Consider the following 15,499-nt stretch of genomic DNA (forward strand, 5'->3'; position numbering starts at 1 on the left):
CTACATCGACAAATTGCGGGCGGCGCTGACGGTTCTGGTCGTCGCGCACCACTGCGCGGTGACCTACTCGCTGATCCCGGCGTGGTTCTACCTCGAACCGGCGGACGACCCCACGGCGGCCGGACTGACGGCGTTCGTCATCGTCAACCAGACCTGGTTCATGGGGCTGTTCTTCCTGATCTCGGGGGTCTTCGTGCCCGGCTCCTACCAGCGCAAGGGCGGCGACCGGTTCCTGCGGGATCGGCTGCTCAGGCCGGGTGTGCCACTGCTCGGCTTCGTCCTGCTGATTCGTCCGCTGGTCAACCTGCCCCAGCTGATCCCGAGCCTGCTGGCCGGTGAGCGGTTCTCCTTCCTGGAGTACTACCTCACCGTCGGCGATCCGGGACCGATGTGGTTCGTCGAGGTCCTTCTGGTGTTCTCGTTCGGCTACGTGCTGGTCCGGCGGCTGCGCCCGGCGTCCACCGCCGGTTCCGAGCCGCGTCCGGTCACGACTGCCATGATCGCCGGCGTGATCGCGGTGCTGGCCGTGGCGACGATCCTGTGGCGGTTGCTGGTGCCGGTCGACAGCTATTGGCCCGTGGTCGGCTTGCCGAGCCCTGCCTACCTGCCGCAGTACCTGCTGCTCTTCGTGATCGGCAGCTACGCGGACAGCCGCGGCTGGCTTCAGGGCCTGACCCCGCGGCAGGGCCGGGTCGGATGGCTGCTGGCGCTGGTCGGTGCGGCGTTGTTCGGCTGGGGGACATGGGCCGCGGGCAGCGTGCCGCCGTTCGTCGGCTGGGTCGCCGACCTGGGTGAGGCCGCGCTTGCCGTCGGGCTGATCATCGGGCTCGTGGTGCTCTACCGGGACCACGCGAACCGCGCGCCGTCACCCTTCGCGAAGTTCTGCTCCGAGCAGGCGTTCGCGGTCTACGTCATCCACCCGCTCGTACTGGTGATCGTGGCGTTGCTGCTGCGACCGGTGGCCGCTCTCGCCGTGGTCAAGTTCGGGCTGCTGCTGGCGATCTCGCTGCCGCTGTGCTGGGGACTCGCCGCCCTTCTGCGCCGAATCCCGGCGGTGCGCAAGGTGCTGTGAGGGCTAGCCCCCGCAGCCCGCGCCGATCTCCACCTGGGTCGGGTGGACGATCGGAGTGGTGCGCACCGCGACCGGCCCGTACTCGCCGGTGGGCCCGGTGAAGGTCACCGAGAGCGTGACCTTCTTGCCGAGATCATTGATCGTCATGAACGACGGCACCGGACGTCCCAGGTCGGTGGAGTCGGTCGGCCGCCAGTTCCACGACTTCTCGGTCCGACGCGGGGAGTCGGTCACCGTGGTGCCCGGCGGGCCGTAGACGAAGAGCTGCGTCCGGTACACCTTGGTCGCCGGGTCTCCGCCGGTGACGTAGCGCGGCAGCTTGGCGTTCTCGGCCTTGCTGAGGTCGAGCCACAGCGTGGTCGACACCGTGTACGAGCGAGTGCCGTCGGCATTGCAGGTGCTGGTCGTCTTCACCTTCGACCGCAGGTAGTAGTCGATCTTGGAGCCCAGTGAGGCGTCGCGATAGAACACGCCGATCGTGGTCGACTCCTTGTTGTCGGTCGGCAGGATGCCGGCCAGCGGCGTGGACGCGATCTGCTGCTGAATGGCCGGATCGGCGCTCCAGAACATGATGCTGCCGGCCTCGATGCCCTCGGCGAGGGCGGGCACCAGCTTGGCGACGTTGAACTCACCGGACACCAGCTTGTCCATCACCGACACGGCGACCTCTTTGAAGATCTTGTCGGCGACCTTGGGCTCATAGAGCTGGTAGGCGCGGCTGAGCAGGAACGAGGCCGCGTTGTCGCTGTTGATCGTGTGGCCGTCGACCTTCACCGGACCGGTGGCGCGCATCACCCGGGCCAGGGCCAGCGGATCCACCGAGATGACCCCGTCGACCTTGTCCGGGTCGATGTCGCGGTTCCAGAACGCCCGGATCGTCTTGGCGGCGGTAGGGAAGTCCGGACGTCCGACGCTGGTGTTGATGTGGGTGATCAGGTAGTCGTTGTACAGCTTGAGCGCGCTCTTGTCGATGTCGCTCTTCACCGCCACGCCGTTGCGGTACTGGGTGCTGTCGGCCTGTTTGACGATCTTGGCGGTGCCGTCGGCGAACCGGACCAGGCTCTGCGACGCGACGCTGCCGCCCAGCGCCAGCACCTCGGCGTTGCTCTGCGCCGCCAGGATGTAGTTGCGCGGGCCGTCGGCGCCGAGCATGCCCGGCATCAGCTGCAGCACGGGGTCGGCGGCGTCCATGATGTCACCGAGCTGATCGACACCGCCGCGCACCTGCGGCATCAGATCGGGGCTCTGCCGGACCTGCTTGATCTCGGCGGTGAGCGTACTGATCTCGGCCGAGGCGCGCTGCACCACCGGGAGGAGCCGCTGCAGCGTGGGCTCGGAGCCGGGGGCGTCGAGTGCGGCCATCGCCGGAACCGCCAACCCCGCGCTCAACTCGTTCAAAGAGCGGGAAGCGAGCCGTGCGGCCTTCAGGTTCGGACCGATCACGGGCGTCTGCTCCGCCAGCCCCCACAGCGCACCGTCGCTGGCCGCGACCGCGGCGGCCGACCGGTCCGCCACCACCTGCAGGGCCGCTTTGGGGTCACCGCCCTTGCGGACGTCGTTGACCGCGGCCTGCGCAGCGGTGAGCTCGTTCTGCACCGTCAGTACCCGTGAGCCCAGCCACGCTGCGACGGCACCGAGCACCACCACCACGGCCAGCACGGACAGAACAATCCAGCGGGCTCGACGGCGCCTGCGAGCCGGCCGTGTGGGAGCGGAATCGGCTGAGGGGGTGTCGTCGCCCGCCGCCTCGGAATCGGGAGCGGCAGTCGTCATGGTGTTGATCGTAGCCAGCCGGACGGAGTCGGACGGCCCGGCAGCCGGGGGTGGATGTGAGGCACTAGATTTGACCATCTCTCTGGGGGTGACGAGTGGCGTCGGACGGTATCGGTCAAGCACCGCGGTTGCGGTGGGCGATCGACACCGCCGCCACTCCGGGACGCTGGGGCGATCTGTGGGGCGATACGCACTTCGCGGAGTCGCTGGCCCGTGCGCTGCGCAGGCTCGGCCAGCAGGTGACGATCGACCGCCGGGACACCCGGGAGCGGGCCGGCCGGGCCGAAGACGATGTGGTGCTGGCCCTGCGCGGGCTCGAGATCGGCCCGCCGCAACCGGGAGCGATCAACCTGCTGTGGGTGATCTCGCACCCCGACGACGTGACCGCCGACGAGGCGGGCCGCTACGACGCCGTGTTCGCCGCCGGGCCGCACTGGGCCCGCGAACGTGCCGACGAGTGGGGGATTGCGATCACCCCGCTGCCGCAATGCACCGACGTCGAGTTGTGCCACCCGGGCCGGGCCGAGGGTGCGGCACCCGAGACGGCCGGCAGGGTGCTGTTCATCGGCAACGCGCGGCGTGGCGCGCACCGTCCGCTGGTCGAGGCGGCGGCCGGCGTGGCCGATATGGCGATCATCGGCACCGGCTGGGAGAACACGCCGCAGGCGGCCAGGCTGGTGGCGAAGTCGGTGCCCAACGCCGACGTGGGCGCCCACTACGCCGCAGCCCGGATCGTGCTCAACGACCATTGGGAGGACATGCGCCGGGCCGGCTTCGTCTCGAACCGGCTGTTCGACGCGGTGGCCTGCGGGGCGCGCGTGCTGAGCGACGAGATCGACGGCCTGACCGAACTCTTCGGCGCAAGCGTGGTCACCTGCGACGCCGAGGATGAGGTGGCGGCGATCCTCGGTGCCGATCCGGATGAGCTCTGGCCCGACCGGGCGCAGCGGCTCGCGGCGGCCGAACGGATTCGTGTCGAGCACTCGTTCGACCGCCGCGCCGCGACCCTGCTGGAGCACGCGCTGGCGTTGCGGGAAGCCCGCGTCGGCGCGTCCGGACGGTCGTCGACTCCGGGGGCCCGCAGATGGTGGCCGGTCGGACGGTCTCGCCGCCGCTGACACCGGCAGGAAGGCGTCCACGGGTCTCAGATCTTGGTGACCTTGCCGCCGCTCTGCTTGTGGATCGTGGCCGACTTGTTCTTGACGAACGAGTTGGCGACGGTGGCGAGCTTGCCCTTGGTCTTGACCAGGATGCCGTACTTGCGGTTGGCCTCGAAGGTGACCGACTTGGTGATCCGCCCGCTGGTGCCGCTGCCGGAGACCACCAGGCCGCTGGCCTTGTTGGCGCGGACCAGGTTGCCCGTGCCGTTGACGGTGAGCTTCGACTTTCCTGTCACCGTGATCCCCTCGGCCTTGCCGTCGGTCACCCGGTTGTCGCTGTCGACCGACAGGCTGCCCTTGTCGGAGACCGAGATGTTGCTGCGCCCCGAGGTGGTGATCGTCGACCCCTGCAGGGTCGCCGAGCCCTTGGACGGCACCGACAGGCCGTAGCGGGAGGTTCCGGTGATGGTCACCCGTGCGAGTCGAACCTGGGTGCCCGAGCCGGAGGCCAGCACACCGTTGTAGCGGTTGCCGCTGACCACGCTGTCGCTGACCGTGGCCTTCACGCCGGCGGTGGTCCCCACGCCGTGCCGGCCGTTGCCGGACAGCGTGCTCCTGGTGAGGGTGACGTCGACCGAGCCGGTCAGCGAGGCGCCGCACACCTTGTTCGAGGACATGCTGGTGTTGCTCACGGTCGCTCGCGCCGAAGCGACGCCGAGGCCGTGCCCGACCTTGCCTGTGGTGGAGCCGGACACGGCAAGACCGTTGTTGTCGAGTGCGCTGTCGGTGATGGTGCCGACCGCCCCGCTGGACAACTGCATGCCGTTGCGGCGGTTCTTGACCGCCCGCACGTTGGACGCGGTCAGCCTGGAGGCCTCGGCGACGTAGACGCCGTCGTTGGCATTGCCGGTGCTGGTCACGTCGGACAAGGTGAGCTGGGTCTTGGCGTAGCCGACGATGCCGTTCTTCTTGGCGTTGCGGACGGTGACGTTCGCCACCCGCACGGTGGACGCCTTGGTGCCGATCACGCTGGACGCCTTGCCCGCGGCGTCCCAGACGCCGCCGTAGACGCCGGCGTTGACCGCGTTGAACCAGAGCAGCTGATCGGCCGACTTGGAGAGCACCACGGTCGTTCCGGGATCGGCGACCAGGTAGACGTTGTTCGCGACCCTGATCTGCGCGGTGAGCTTGACGGTTCCGGCGGGGAGCGAGACGACTCGCGGTTGGCTGGCGCTCGCCGCGGCCTTGGTGGCGGCGGCCAGCTCGGCGGTGATGTCACCGGTGTGGCTGATCCGCATCACCTGGTAGCGTCCGCCGACGGCGAGTGCTGAGGTGGCATCGCGGAGGTCGACGGCATGCGCGGTCGGTGCGATCGCGAAGCTGGCAAGCGTGGCTGTGGTGGCGGCAAGCACCGTGACGATGCGCCGCTGCGGGGTTCCTGTCATTCTGTTGGAGACTTCCTGGGTCGGCTGATCCTGAATCCCCCATGTACTTCCCCCGAAGGCAGCAGTATAACCTCTCTCGACGACTGCTCGCATCGTCCCCGGAGGCGGATCCCAGCCGGCCGGACGCGGCTGGGGTCAGGCCGTGGTGCTTCCCTCACCGGTCCGGGTCAGTCGGAGTTCGGCCCGGTCGTCCCGGGTGCCGAGGCTGACCTGGACGGCGCCGTTGTCGGCATTCTCGTCGGTGGCGTCCGGGGCACGGCGCAGCCACCGGGCGGTGCTGCCGGTCGGGGTGAGGAAGCCCAGCCGCACCGTGAAGGCGCCGCCGGGCAGCGCATCCAGCGGCACCTCCAGTTCGCCGGTGTGCTGCCGCGGATCCTCGTCGTCGGGGCGCAGCGTCACCGGCCATTCGCCGATCGGGGCGCCGTCCTGCAGCGGCCGCGCTACGACCCCGTCCAGGGCGGTGTCCAGGTGGCTGGCGCCCTGGATCCGCAATCGAACCCTGAGCCGCAGGGACGCCGCGTCGACGCGGAGCTCGTCGGCCCATGCCCGGGTGGCCCCGGTGCGGGCCAGTTGCCGGGTGGCGTCGCCGCTGCTGTGCAGGTCCAGGTAGAGGTCGCCGCGGTGCGCCCGCAGCCGTCCGACCCGGGCGTCCAGATCCAGGAAGGCGGGCAGGTCGTCCTCGAGCATCGTCACGTAGGCGGCGCGCTGGTCGGCGCCTGCGGTCGCCTGCTCGATGACCGCCGGGTCGATCCGCTCGACCACCGTCTTCGTCCGGCGGAAGAACTCGGGCAGTCGGTCGGCGGGCAGCAGGCTCGGCGCACGCCGGGCGAAGCCCTGGAAGCTGCGGACGATGAACGCATCGAGCAGCGGACGGCGGCCCGGGAGCAGCCCTTCGCGCATGCCGGCCAGCATTTCGATCACCTTCAGGTGATCCCAGTAGTTGTCCAGCCGGGTGAAGTGACTGTCCATCACCGAACCGCCCTCGGCCCGCTTCCGGTAGCGGTGCACCACGTCGCCGACCAGTGCGAAGCGCGGCACGCGGAGCATGGCCGGCACGTTGACCACGGTGTCCTGATGGTGGATGCCCTCGGCGAACCGCAGGCCCGAACGGCGCAACCACCGGGTCGAATACAGCTTGTTGCAGGTGCGGGCGTCGTGGGCCAGCAGCGGGACGTCCTCGATGGCGACGTCGCGGACGCTGCCGGCCTCGAAGTAGGGCGTCCACAGCCACGTCCGGGACTGCGGGAACTGCTCAGTGGCACCCACCGCGAGATCGCGTCCGTGGTGGGCGGCGGCGCCGCTGAGCAGCTCGATGGCGCGGGGCGTCAACTCGTCGTCGCCGTCCAGGAAGAGCACCTGTCGGGTGCGGACCAGGTCGAGCCCGTTGTTGCGGGCCGCCCCGGCCCCTGGGCCGCCGTTGGCCTGATGGACGACCGTGATGCGGGAGTGCGCGGCGGCGTACTGGTCGGCGAGCCGTCCGGTGTCGTCGGTGCTGCCGTCGTCGACCACCAGGATGCGGCAGCGATCCCACCAGGTCTGCGCCAGTACCGAGTCGAGGCAGCGTGCCAGGTAGCGCTCGACGTTGTGCGCCGGGACGACGATCGTGACGCCGGGTTCCAGTCGCCGCAGCAGGCTGCCCAGCCGGGCCATCTCAGCTGCCCCTTCTCGCCGTGCGCGCCAGGTCGGCGGCGGCGCGGGCCAGCCGTCCCAGCCGGCGTCGGACGCCGGCAGCCACCCGACGGGCGGGATGAGGCGGCGGGGAGGGTCGTTTGCGCCGGAACTGAGCCTCGGCATGGGCTTCGGCGATCAGCCGGTACAGCGCCTGGGCGTCCGGCGCCGGGTCGATCGTGCCCAGGCGCTCCACCAGATCGGCGCCGAGCCCGGTGGCCTGCTCGCTGGCCTGTCGCAGCACCCGGTGGATCACCGCGCCGATCTGCCGGGCGACGTCCGGTTCGAAGCGGCGGCCGTGTACCAGCCGGAACATCTCGACCGCGCAGACGAAGTAGCCGCGGGCCGCCACCGCACGACTCGCCGTGCCCATGATCGAATGCGGGCGCAGGCGGCGTCCGTACAGCCGTGCCGGCAGGTGTGCGGCGCGGCCGGCGGCCAGCATCACCTGGAAGGTGAACAGGTTGTCCTCGTGCGAGATCCCGGGCCGGAAACGGATGCCGTGGGCCTCGATGACGTCGCGGCGCGCCAGGTAGAGGCAGGCGCTCGCCCGGTAGTGCCGCCGTGCGTTCATCCGGGCCAGCAGCCCAGGTCCGCTCGAAGTCTCCCGGTAGTCGCCGGGGCGCTGGTAATAGGTGGCCATCCGCCGCCACCGGCGGTCTCCCACCCCGGGGTCTCGGACGGACTCGGCGTCGAAGGCGAGCAGGTCGAGCTGTTCGGCGTCGGCGTGGTCGACCAGCTCGGCGAGGCCGTCGAAGCGCCAGAAGTCGTCGCTGTCGACGAAGCACAGATAGCGGCCGCGGGCGATCCCGAGAGCCGCGTTGCGCGCCTGGGACTGCCCGGCGTGCGACAGGGTCAGCACCCGCACCCGAGGCTCGGACGCGGCGATCCTGGCCAGCAGCGTGCCGCTGGCGTCGGTGGACCCGTCGTCGGCGCAGATGATCTCGATGTCGACACCCGACTGCTGCAGCACGCTGGCCAGGCAGTCCCGCAGGTAGGCCTCGGTGTTGTGCACCGGGATGATCACACTGACGTCGGGACGGGGGCGGCCGTCGGCATCGGCGAGGTCGATGGTGGGTGAGGCGGGCGCCGGCGTGGCGGCGTCCGGGTCGGCGGCGCTGTCCGCGTCCGGATCGATCACCGCAAGCAGGGCGGAGTGCGCCTGCGCCCGCGCCGATGCTGCCTGCTGCTGGGCCTGCTGCAGCCGCTGGAAGATCAGCTCGGTCGTGCTGCGGTCCAGGATGTCGGCCACCAGCGCGGGGTAGTCGCGGCGCAGGAAGTAGTCGTCGGCCCGCCCGGTGACTCCGAGCCGGGGCAGGAGGTCGTCGCGGAGAGCGTCATGGACGGTGGCGAAGGACTCCGCCGTGCCGGCCTTGCGCAGAGCGGTGAGGCTGACCTCCACCACCAGATTCGTGAAGGCACGCTCGAGTGCCGGCCAGCGTCCGATTCGTTCCAGCTCGCTACGAATGGCGGTCAGCGCGTCGACGAAATCGAGGGGTGACTCGTGCAGCGTGGATTGGAGGCTGGTGCCGTGCCCGATCCGGTAGTCGATGCCGTAGGTGGGGATGTAGCTGATCCGCTCGGCCTGCGCCAATGCGAGCGCAGTGAAGTAGAGGTCATTGGTGCGCCTCAGCTCCTGGAACCGCAGGTTAGTGCGACTAATTAATTCTGCCCGGAACAGTTTGTTCCAGGGCGCCGGGTTGACCGCGAGAAAAAGGTTGTCACCCAGCGCACTCGGGGCGATGGGGGTGCGTCGCGGAAAGTGTCTCAGCCTTACTCCCCATTCCACCGGTGAGACATCGCCGGTGGACTCGTCCGCGATTCTGAATCTGGTTAGGACAATGTCGGCAGAGTCGGCCACCGCTTTCTCGTGCAGTTCCTCCAGCAGCGTGGGGGCAAACCGGTCATCGCTGTCGAGAAAGGCGAGATAGTCGCCAGTGGCTACTGCCAGGCCGGCATTGCGGGCGGCGCCGGCACTGCCGATCGCGGGACCGGGGAGCCGTCGGACGCGGGCGTCCAGCGCCGCGACCTCGTCGATGATGGCAGCCGTGCCGTCGGTCGATCCGTCGTCGACGACGATGATCTCGAGGTCGGTCAGGGTCTGGGCGGTGAGGCAGCCCAGACACTCCCGGAGTTGTCGTTCACCGTTGTGTACGGGAACGATCACAGACACAGCGGGCATGGAGCGGTTCCCTCGGGGGGTCGGCGAACGCGGGTCTTCGCAGCCTACCGTGAGCCGGACGTTCCGCCCCGGCCCAGCCGACCAGATGTCGGGCCGGGCCATCGCCGGCACGCCGGCACCGCGGCGCGGGGCAACGGTACCGGTGGTCGTGACAAAGACATTTACCTATAGACTCGATCCATCTCCTCACATCGCCGGTTGAGGATTCTGGCCGGAAGGGTTTGTGCGAATGCGAATGATTCGGAGTGTTGCGGCGGTCGCCCTCGGATTGGTATTGACGGTGGCGGCGCTGGTCGCGCCGGCGGGAGTGAGTCAGGCCGCCGCGGCGGGAAAGCTGACGCTGAGTGCGGGCCGCACCATCACCGCTCAGTTCTCCGGAACGAAGCTCGACAAGAATCGTGTGGTGAATCTCCAGCGTTCATCGGACGGACAGGCCTGGACCACCGTCAAGTCGGTGAAGATGAGTTCGAAGGGAGCGGTCAACTTCGGCATCGTCGCCAGTGATCCGGGCTATTACCGGGCCGTCGCCAAGGCCTTCGGTTACAAGGAGAAGAAGAAAACGAAGGTCAGCCCTGAAGTTGTGGGTGAGACTCGGCAACTGGCCGCGCCGTCGTTCGCTGAGCAGTTCACCGGCAGCACGCTGTCCGAGGCATGGCGGGGCCGCGACGAGGTCGGCTATCAGGCCAACGGCCGGCTGTGCTCGGCCCCGGTCAGCGGCAACACCACGGTCTCCGGCGGCTCTGCCGTGCTGAAGATGACCAACGTCAGTGCGAGCGAGGCCAAGACGGCCACCGCTGCGGCCAAGAATCGGCAGAAGGCCGACAACGCGTCCGCGGTGAAGAAGGCCGACAGCGCCGTGAGCAAGGCTGAGACCGCCCTCGCCAAGGCGAAGGCGATGAAGAACAAGACCAAGAGCCAGAAGAAGAAGCGCAGTGCCGCGATCAAGAAGGCCAAGGCTTCGCTGAAGAAGGCGAAGGCGGCCCGCTCCGCACTGACCCCGGGCTGCCCCGGCGGCGTCTACCACAACGCGATGATCACCACTCAGGGCAGCGGTGAGTCGTTCACCGCCGGAACGGTGGTGGCGAAGGTGAAGTTCGTCGAGGGCCAGGGCGCACACGCCGGCATCTGGCTGCAGGCGGGCAATCGTCAGGAGATCGACATCATCGAGGCGTACGGCTACGGGCGCGGCGTGACCAATGTGATCCACCGGCTGAGCGGTTCGACGCTGAAGAAGGATCCCAAGGTCGACAAGGACGCCTATGTCGCGGTCAGCACGGTGAAGACCAAGAGCTGGTGGTCGAAGTGGCACACGGTGGCCGTCAGCTTCGACGACAGCACGATCACCTTCTACCTCGACGGGGCGAAGACCCGGCAGCTGAAGGGGATGAAGGCGGCCGACTACCAGCTGGTGTTGAGCGTGCTGAGCTCCGACTGGGAGACCTACCGGGTGAAGAAGCCCGATGCGCGGCCCGGGTCCGGCGTGAAGAAGTCCTCGGTCAAGAAGCAGAAGAGCCTGCCGTCGATGTCGGTGGACTGGATCCGCGTTTGGAAGAAGGCCTGAATCGTGCGGATGCGCCTTGTCGCCGCGGTCCTGACCGGTACGGTGCTGGTCGGCTGCACGGGTCAGACCGCGCCGCCGAGTGCTCCGATGTCGCCCGCCCCGACCTCGGCCGGCAGCCAACCTGCGCCGTCCGGGACGCCGGCACCGCAACAGTCGTCGCCGACCGGCCGGGTCGCACAGGATGCGGCGGCCGTGCTGGAGGTGTCGCCGGTCGACTACGGAGGTTCCACCCTGGCCCGGGCGACTTTCGGTGCCAGCCATCGGGCAAAGGGCCGGCCGGTCGCACTGCAGCGGCAGACCGACTCCGGTTGGCAGGAGGTGGCGTCGGCGAAGATGACCGGAGCCGGCTCGGTCGAGTTCCTTGCGCCCGGCACGGGCGGCAGCTTCCGTGCCGTCGCACTGCCTGCGGGCAAAGCCCGCGCTGCGGTGGCGACACCGACCGCGAAGGCCGCCGACCAGTGGAATCGGGTGCTGAACAGCGGGTTCGACGGATCATCGTTGCCGCAACCCTGGGACTATCGGCTCACCGATATCTACGATGCGGGTGGCCGTTGGTGCTCGGCTCCCCGCAAGGGCAACGTCGAGATAGCCGACGGCACCATCACGCTGTCCATGTCCAAGGCGTCCAAGGCCGTCACCACCCGGGTCAACGCCAGCGCCAAGCGCAAGCAGGCACAGGCCGGTGAGAAGACCGTCGGCTGCCCCGAGGGCGTCTTCGACAACGCGATGGTGAGCACCCAGGGCCGATTCACGATTCCGTCCGGCATGGTGGCGGCCCGGGTCAAGTTCCCCCGTGAACCCGGCGCGCACGCTTCGGTCTGGCTGCAATCGGACGCCGCCCAGGAACTCGACATGATCGAGACCTTCGGCTACGGCCGGGGCATCACCAACGTGATCCACGTCCGAGGCACCAAACACCCGGCCGACGGCACCCAGTCCTACGTCGCCACCGACCGGGTGGCCGACCCGCAGTGGTGGGACGCCTGGCACACGGTGTCGGTGGAATGGGACCGCAACGGCGTCCGATTCCGGCTGGACGGCAAGCTCACCCGGGAACTGAAGGTCGCACTGGCCCCGGCCAACTACTACGTCGTGATCAGCCTGCTCAGCTCCGACTGGGAGACCTACCGGTTGACCAAACCCGACGCCCGTCCGGGCTCAGGCGTCGACGCCGCCTCGGTGCCCAAGCCGAAGCTGCCGTTCACGATGGACGTCGACTGGGTCCGGGCCTGGCGCACCCGATAGGAACGTCTCCCGGGACCGGGGACCTCGTCGGTCCCGGGAGCGCTCTCGTCATGCTGGGCTAGACCCGCCACGTTCGTCGGTCAGGATGCGCTCTCGTCATCCCGGGCTCGACCCGGGATCTCCCCAGTCGGCGTGGTCGAACCCCACCCCGCCGCGGGTCGAGCGTGTCGAGACCCTGCTGGTGCCCGCCATCACTCCCAGCGGCTCGGCACCGGGTAGTAGTTGTCGAAGAAGTCGCGCAGCGCCGCATCGTTGGCACGCTGGACGGCCGGGTCCTCCGCGCCGGAGTCGTTGATGCACAGGCACTGCAGGTTGCGGCGGCGCAGCCAGAGTTCCAGCGTCTTCCAGGCGTCCACCGACCCCAGGTCGAGGTAGCCGTAGCGGATCCGGCTCGGTGCCGCCTGCCCCTTCGCCATCGCGTAGTAGCCGTCCAGCGAACTGGTCAGGGCGTGGTCGGCGACGCTGCGGAACCGTGACCGCATCACCGTGTCGAACAGCGCGGGTTGCTCCTGCTCGAACTGCTCCATCACCGAGCGGAGGTGCGGCTGGGGGGTATGCCACAGCTTGTGGGTGATGGTGCGGCCGAACTCGCGCTCCAGGAACGCCCGGTTGTTCTTGGCCGCCGCACTGACCGCGAGGTCGTCCTCGTTGCGCGGGGCAGGGTCGATGACAGCCACCCGCGAGATGAACATCTTGATCAGGCCGGCACCGTTGAAGAAGTGTTCGGGCCGCACCGGCGCCCCGAACAGCATGTCGTCGTTGAGGTAGAGGTAATGCTCGGCGAGCCCGTCGATGTGGTGCAGTTGCGACTCGATGGCATGCGAGTTGAACACCGGCAGGGCGTTCGGATCGGCGAAGATCTCGCGATGGTCGACGATCCGCAGCCGGTCGTCGGGCTTCAGCCACTCCGGTGTCTGGCCGTCGGTGACGATCCAGATGCGGCGCACCCAGCTGGCGAACATCTCGACCGACCGCAGCGAATAGCGCAGCTCGTCGCGGTTGGCGAACCTGGCGTCGATGGCGGCGTCGCTGCTGTACCGGGCTTCGGACGGCAGGCCGAGCGCGTCCGCCTTGCGGGCCAGCCAGGCCGGATCGTTGCCGTCCACCCAGGTGTAGACCAGGTCGATCGGCTCGACCATGCTCAGCAGGTGAGGGGGCGTCGCTGGCAGCCGGTGGCCCTCATGCTGCGCCTGCGCCCACTGATCGGCGTCGATGTAGTCGAGCACACCGTTGGAGGTGGGGGCGATGATCGTGCCCGGCGGCAGCTGGCTGCCACCGGAACGGCGGGTCGGCGCGTCGGTGACACTCCAGAACTCGATCAGCACACCCGATTCCGAATCGGTCAGCGGAATGCCCGCCGGGGACACCAGGTTGCGCGAGATCAGCACGCCGTCCGCGCCGCCGGCTCGCTGCTGCCGCACCGGACGAGCGCGTCCGATCAGACCCGAGCGCACCCGCGCCGCCCACCAGGGCCGCCCCGCGGAGCTGTTGGCGATCACGGCCAGCGCCCGGTCGGCGTCCGGGGCGCGCACGGCGATCCGGGGCTCCGGAAGGCTTCCGGTGTCGAGCACGACATGGGCGACACCGGCGCTGTCCAGAAGCTCCGACAGCCGGCGCTGCAGGTCGTCGAGGTAGGCCCAGGTGTCGAAGCGGTCCACCACTTCGTGCGGCGCTCGCCAGGCCTGCGGCCAGCGCTGCCACAGCCAATCGTCGGCGTGCCGGCGGCGGCGCTGCAGCTGGGCCCGGAGCGTTCGGAGCGGTTTGCGAAAGGGATCGGTGAGGGTCACGGTGCCGTCCGCTCGAACGGGCTGGGTACCGGGTAGTACTCGGCCAGGAAGTCGGTCACCCGGGCACCGTCGACCGGCTGTTGGTAGGGGCCCGCGTCGTTGATGCAGAAGCAGTCGAAGTTGCGGCGGGCGAGCAGGCTGTCCAAGTACTCGTCGGCCAGGGGAGAACCGATGTCGACGTAGCGGAAGGACATCGTGGTGGTGACGGCCTGGCCGTGCGCGTAGGCCCAGTAGTGCCCCAGTTCCGAACTGAGCGACAGGTCGTCCGCGCTACGGAAACGGGACGCGGCCACCTGCGCCACCCGGTCGGGATGGCGGGCTTCGAAGTCGGCCAGCGAGCTGCGGCGGTGGGCGTGCGGAATGTGCTGCACCCGATTGGTCACCGTGCGGCCCAGATCGGCGGCCAGCACAGCCCGGTTGTTACGGGCGGCCAGCATGGCGCCGTTCAACCGTCCGGGCTTGTCCTGGCGGTCGATCGCGACCGGCGCAAGGGTGAATTTGGCGAGTCCGGCGCCGGTGAAGAAGGTCTCCGGACGGATCGGGCGTCCGATGAACACGTCGTCGTTCAGGTACAGGAAGTGCTCCGCCAACCCGTCGATGTGATGCAGTTGCGATTCGATGGCATGCGAGTTGAAGGTGGGCAGCACGCTCGGGTCGCTGAAGATATCGCGGTGCGACACCACGGTGAGCCGTGGATCGTCTGCCAGCCAGGACGGACGCTGGCCGTCGGTGACCAGCCAGATCCTGCGGTACCAGCCGGCATAGGAGCAGAGCGAACGCAGCGAATAGCGCAGCTCATCGCGGCTCTCGGTGCGGCCGCCGTGCAACGCGTCGGTGGAGAGCCCGCTCGGTGTCGGCTCGACGCTGGCCCGGCGCTGTCGCCAGGCCGGATCGCGGTCGTCGACCCAGGTGTAGACGATGTCGATGGGCTCGTTGATGCGCAGCAGATGCGGCGGCGACGTGGGCCGCAGCCGGCGCTCCGGGTCGTTTTGGGCCTGCCGCCACAGGTCGGCGGTGAGATAGCCGGCCAGCGGATTGCGGGTGGGTGCCAGCCGGGTGCCGGGGCTGTGCAGGCCGCCGTCGGGACGTTCCGCGCCGGCCTCGGCGAGCTCCCAGAACTGGAGGCTGACGCCGCACCGCGCATCGGTGATCGGGTCACCGTTCGGGGCGGCGAGCAGCTGGAACAGGGTGAGCCGGGTGGCGTCGGCCGCTCGGCTGGGCTGGAACTCGGACACCTTCGCGGTGTGCCTGCGCGGCCCGGCGATCCACCAGTGGGCGATCACCGGGTCGGCGGCCAGCGCGTCCAGAGCGCCGGCGCGTACTTCGGCGGGAATGGCGAGAATGCTGCGGCCGTCGTTGTCCAGCCGGACGACCTCGATGCCGGCCCGGGTCAGGGTCGCTGTGGCCGCGTCGGCGATGGCCGCGATCGTCGCCCAGAAGTCGAACTGCCGCACCGGCTCCGGGGTGCCGTCGATGGATCGCCGACGGAGCGTCGCTACCTGGTCGCTGACCCGATGAAGGCGCCGCCGAGGAATCGGTTCGAGACCGCGTCCGACCGCCGTGAACCGACGGGAAAGGCGGTGCCGCAGGGATCTGTACGGCCTCCGCATACCACCAACCTAGTCGCGTCCTGGGGGGAACTCACTGAGTATGTCACACGGTCAAG

At 69.2% G+C, this 15,499-nt stretch carries 10 protein-coding genes; 4 read left to right on the forward strand and 6 right to left on the reverse strand.

Translation table 11 applies throughout. The features are described from left to right. A partial coding sequence (locus QM624_RS10320; RefSeq protein ID WP_415091459.1) for an acyltransferase family protein occupies window positions 1-1,072 on the forward strand: 1,072 nt, incomplete at its 5' end. Between the two features lie 3 nt (window positions 1,073-1,075). On the opposite strand, the gene QM624_RS10325 is transcribed toward QM624_RS10320, so the two are convergent. After that, window positions 1,076-2,845, reverse strand: a complete 1,770-nt coding sequence (locus QM624_RS10325; RefSeq protein WP_415091461.1) for a DUF4012 domain-containing protein — start codon at window positions 2,843-2,845, stop codon at window positions 1,076-1,078. A 128-nt stretch (window positions 2,846-2,973) separates the two neighbouring features. On the opposite strand from QM624_RS10325, the gene QM624_RS10330 reads away from it, so the two are divergent. Beyond that, window positions 2,974-3,963 carry a glycosyltransferase gene (locus tag QM624_RS10330; protein WP_415091463.1) on the forward strand — a complete coding sequence of 330 codons (990 nt, stop codon included), beginning with the start codon at window positions 2,974-2,976 and terminating at the stop codon, window positions 3,961-3,963. A gap of 26 nt (window positions 3,964-3,989) precedes the next feature. Here QM624_RS10330 and QM624_RS10335 read toward each other — a convergent pair whose 3' ends face one another. From QM624_RS10335 to QM624_RS10345, 3 genes are all read right to left on the reverse strand, one after another. Next, on the reverse strand, window positions 3,990-5,390 hold the full coding sequence (locus QM624_RS10335) for a right-handed parallel beta-helix repeat-containing protein (RefSeq protein WP_415091465.1): 1,401 nt from the start codon (window positions 5,388-5,390) through the stop codon (window positions 3,990-3,992). A 135-nt stretch (window positions 5,391-5,525) separates the two neighbouring features. Continuing rightward, window positions 5,526-7,040: a glycosyltransferase family 2 protein gene (locus QM624_RS10340; RefSeq protein ID WP_415091467.1), complete on the reverse strand. Its 1,515-nt coding sequence runs from the start codon at window positions 7,038-7,040 to the stop codon at window positions 5,526-5,528. 1 nt (window position 7,041) lies between these two features. Further along, the gene (locus QM624_RS10345) at window positions 7,042-9,240 is read right to left on the reverse strand and encodes a glycosyltransferase (RefSeq protein WP_415091469.1); all 2,199 of its coding nucleotides are present in this window, start codon (window positions 9,238-9,240) and stop codon (window positions 7,042-7,044) included. 229 nt (window positions 9,241-9,469) lie between these two features. On the opposite strand from QM624_RS10345, the gene QM624_RS10350 reads away from it, so the two are divergent. After that, window positions 9,470-10,801, forward strand: a complete 1,332-nt coding sequence (locus QM624_RS10350; protein ID WP_415091471.1) for a glycoside hydrolase family 16 protein — start codon at window positions 9,470-9,472, stop codon at window positions 10,799-10,801. Window positions 10,802-10,810: 9 nt separating this feature from the next. After that, window positions 10,811-12,046: a family 16 glycosylhydrolase gene (locus tag QM624_RS10355; protein WP_415091493.1), complete on the forward strand. Its 1,236-nt coding sequence runs from the start codon at window positions 10,811-10,813 to the stop codon at window positions 12,044-12,046. 191 nt (window positions 12,047-12,237) lie between these two features. On the opposite strand, the gene QM624_RS10360 is transcribed toward QM624_RS10355, so the two are convergent. Further along, entirely contained in the window at window positions 12,238-13,833 is a 1,596-nt protein-coding gene (locus QM624_RS10360; protein ID WP_415091473.1) for a Stealth CR1 domain-containing protein, read from the reverse strand. Further along, window positions 13,830-15,287, reverse strand: coding sequence for a stealth conserved region 3 domain-containing protein (locus QM624_RS10365; protein WP_415091475.1), 1,458 nt, complete (start codon window positions 15,285-15,287; stop codon window positions 13,830-13,832). The genes QM624_RS10360 and QM624_RS10365 overlap by 4 nt, the downstream gene beginning before the upstream one ends. Between the last annotated feature and the right edge of the window lie 212 nt (window positions 15,288-15,499).

Origin of the sequence: Micropruina sp. (assembly GCF_047606365.1) — a bacterium.
Lineage (GTDB): Bacteria > Actinomycetota > Actinomycetes > Propionibacteriales > Propionibacteriaceae > Micropruina.

Coding starts and splice junctions, on each gene's coding strand:
- QM624_RS10325 (WP_415091461.1), bottom strand. CDS start 2,845: ATGACGACTGCCGCTCCCGATTCCGAGGCGGCGGGCGACGACACCCCC.
- QM624_RS10345 (WP_415091469.1), bottom strand. CDS start 9,240: ATGCCCGCTGTGTCTGTGATCGTTCCCGTACACAACGGTGAACGACAA.
- QM624_RS10335 (WP_415091465.1), bottom strand. CDS start 5,390: ATGACAGGAACCCCGCAGCGGCGCATCGTCACGGTGCTTGCCGCCACC.
- QM624_RS10350 (WP_415091471.1), top strand. CDS start 9,470: ATGCGAATGATTCGGAGTGTTGCGGCGGTCGCCCTCGGATTGGTATTG.
- QM624_RS10355 (WP_415091493.1), top strand. CDS start 10,811: ATGCGCCTTGTCGCCGCGGTCCTGACCGGTACGGTGCTGGTCGGCTGC.
- QM624_RS10340 (WP_415091467.1), bottom strand. CDS start 7,040: ATGGCCCGGCTGGGCAGCCTGCTGCGGCGACTGGAACCCGGCGTCACG.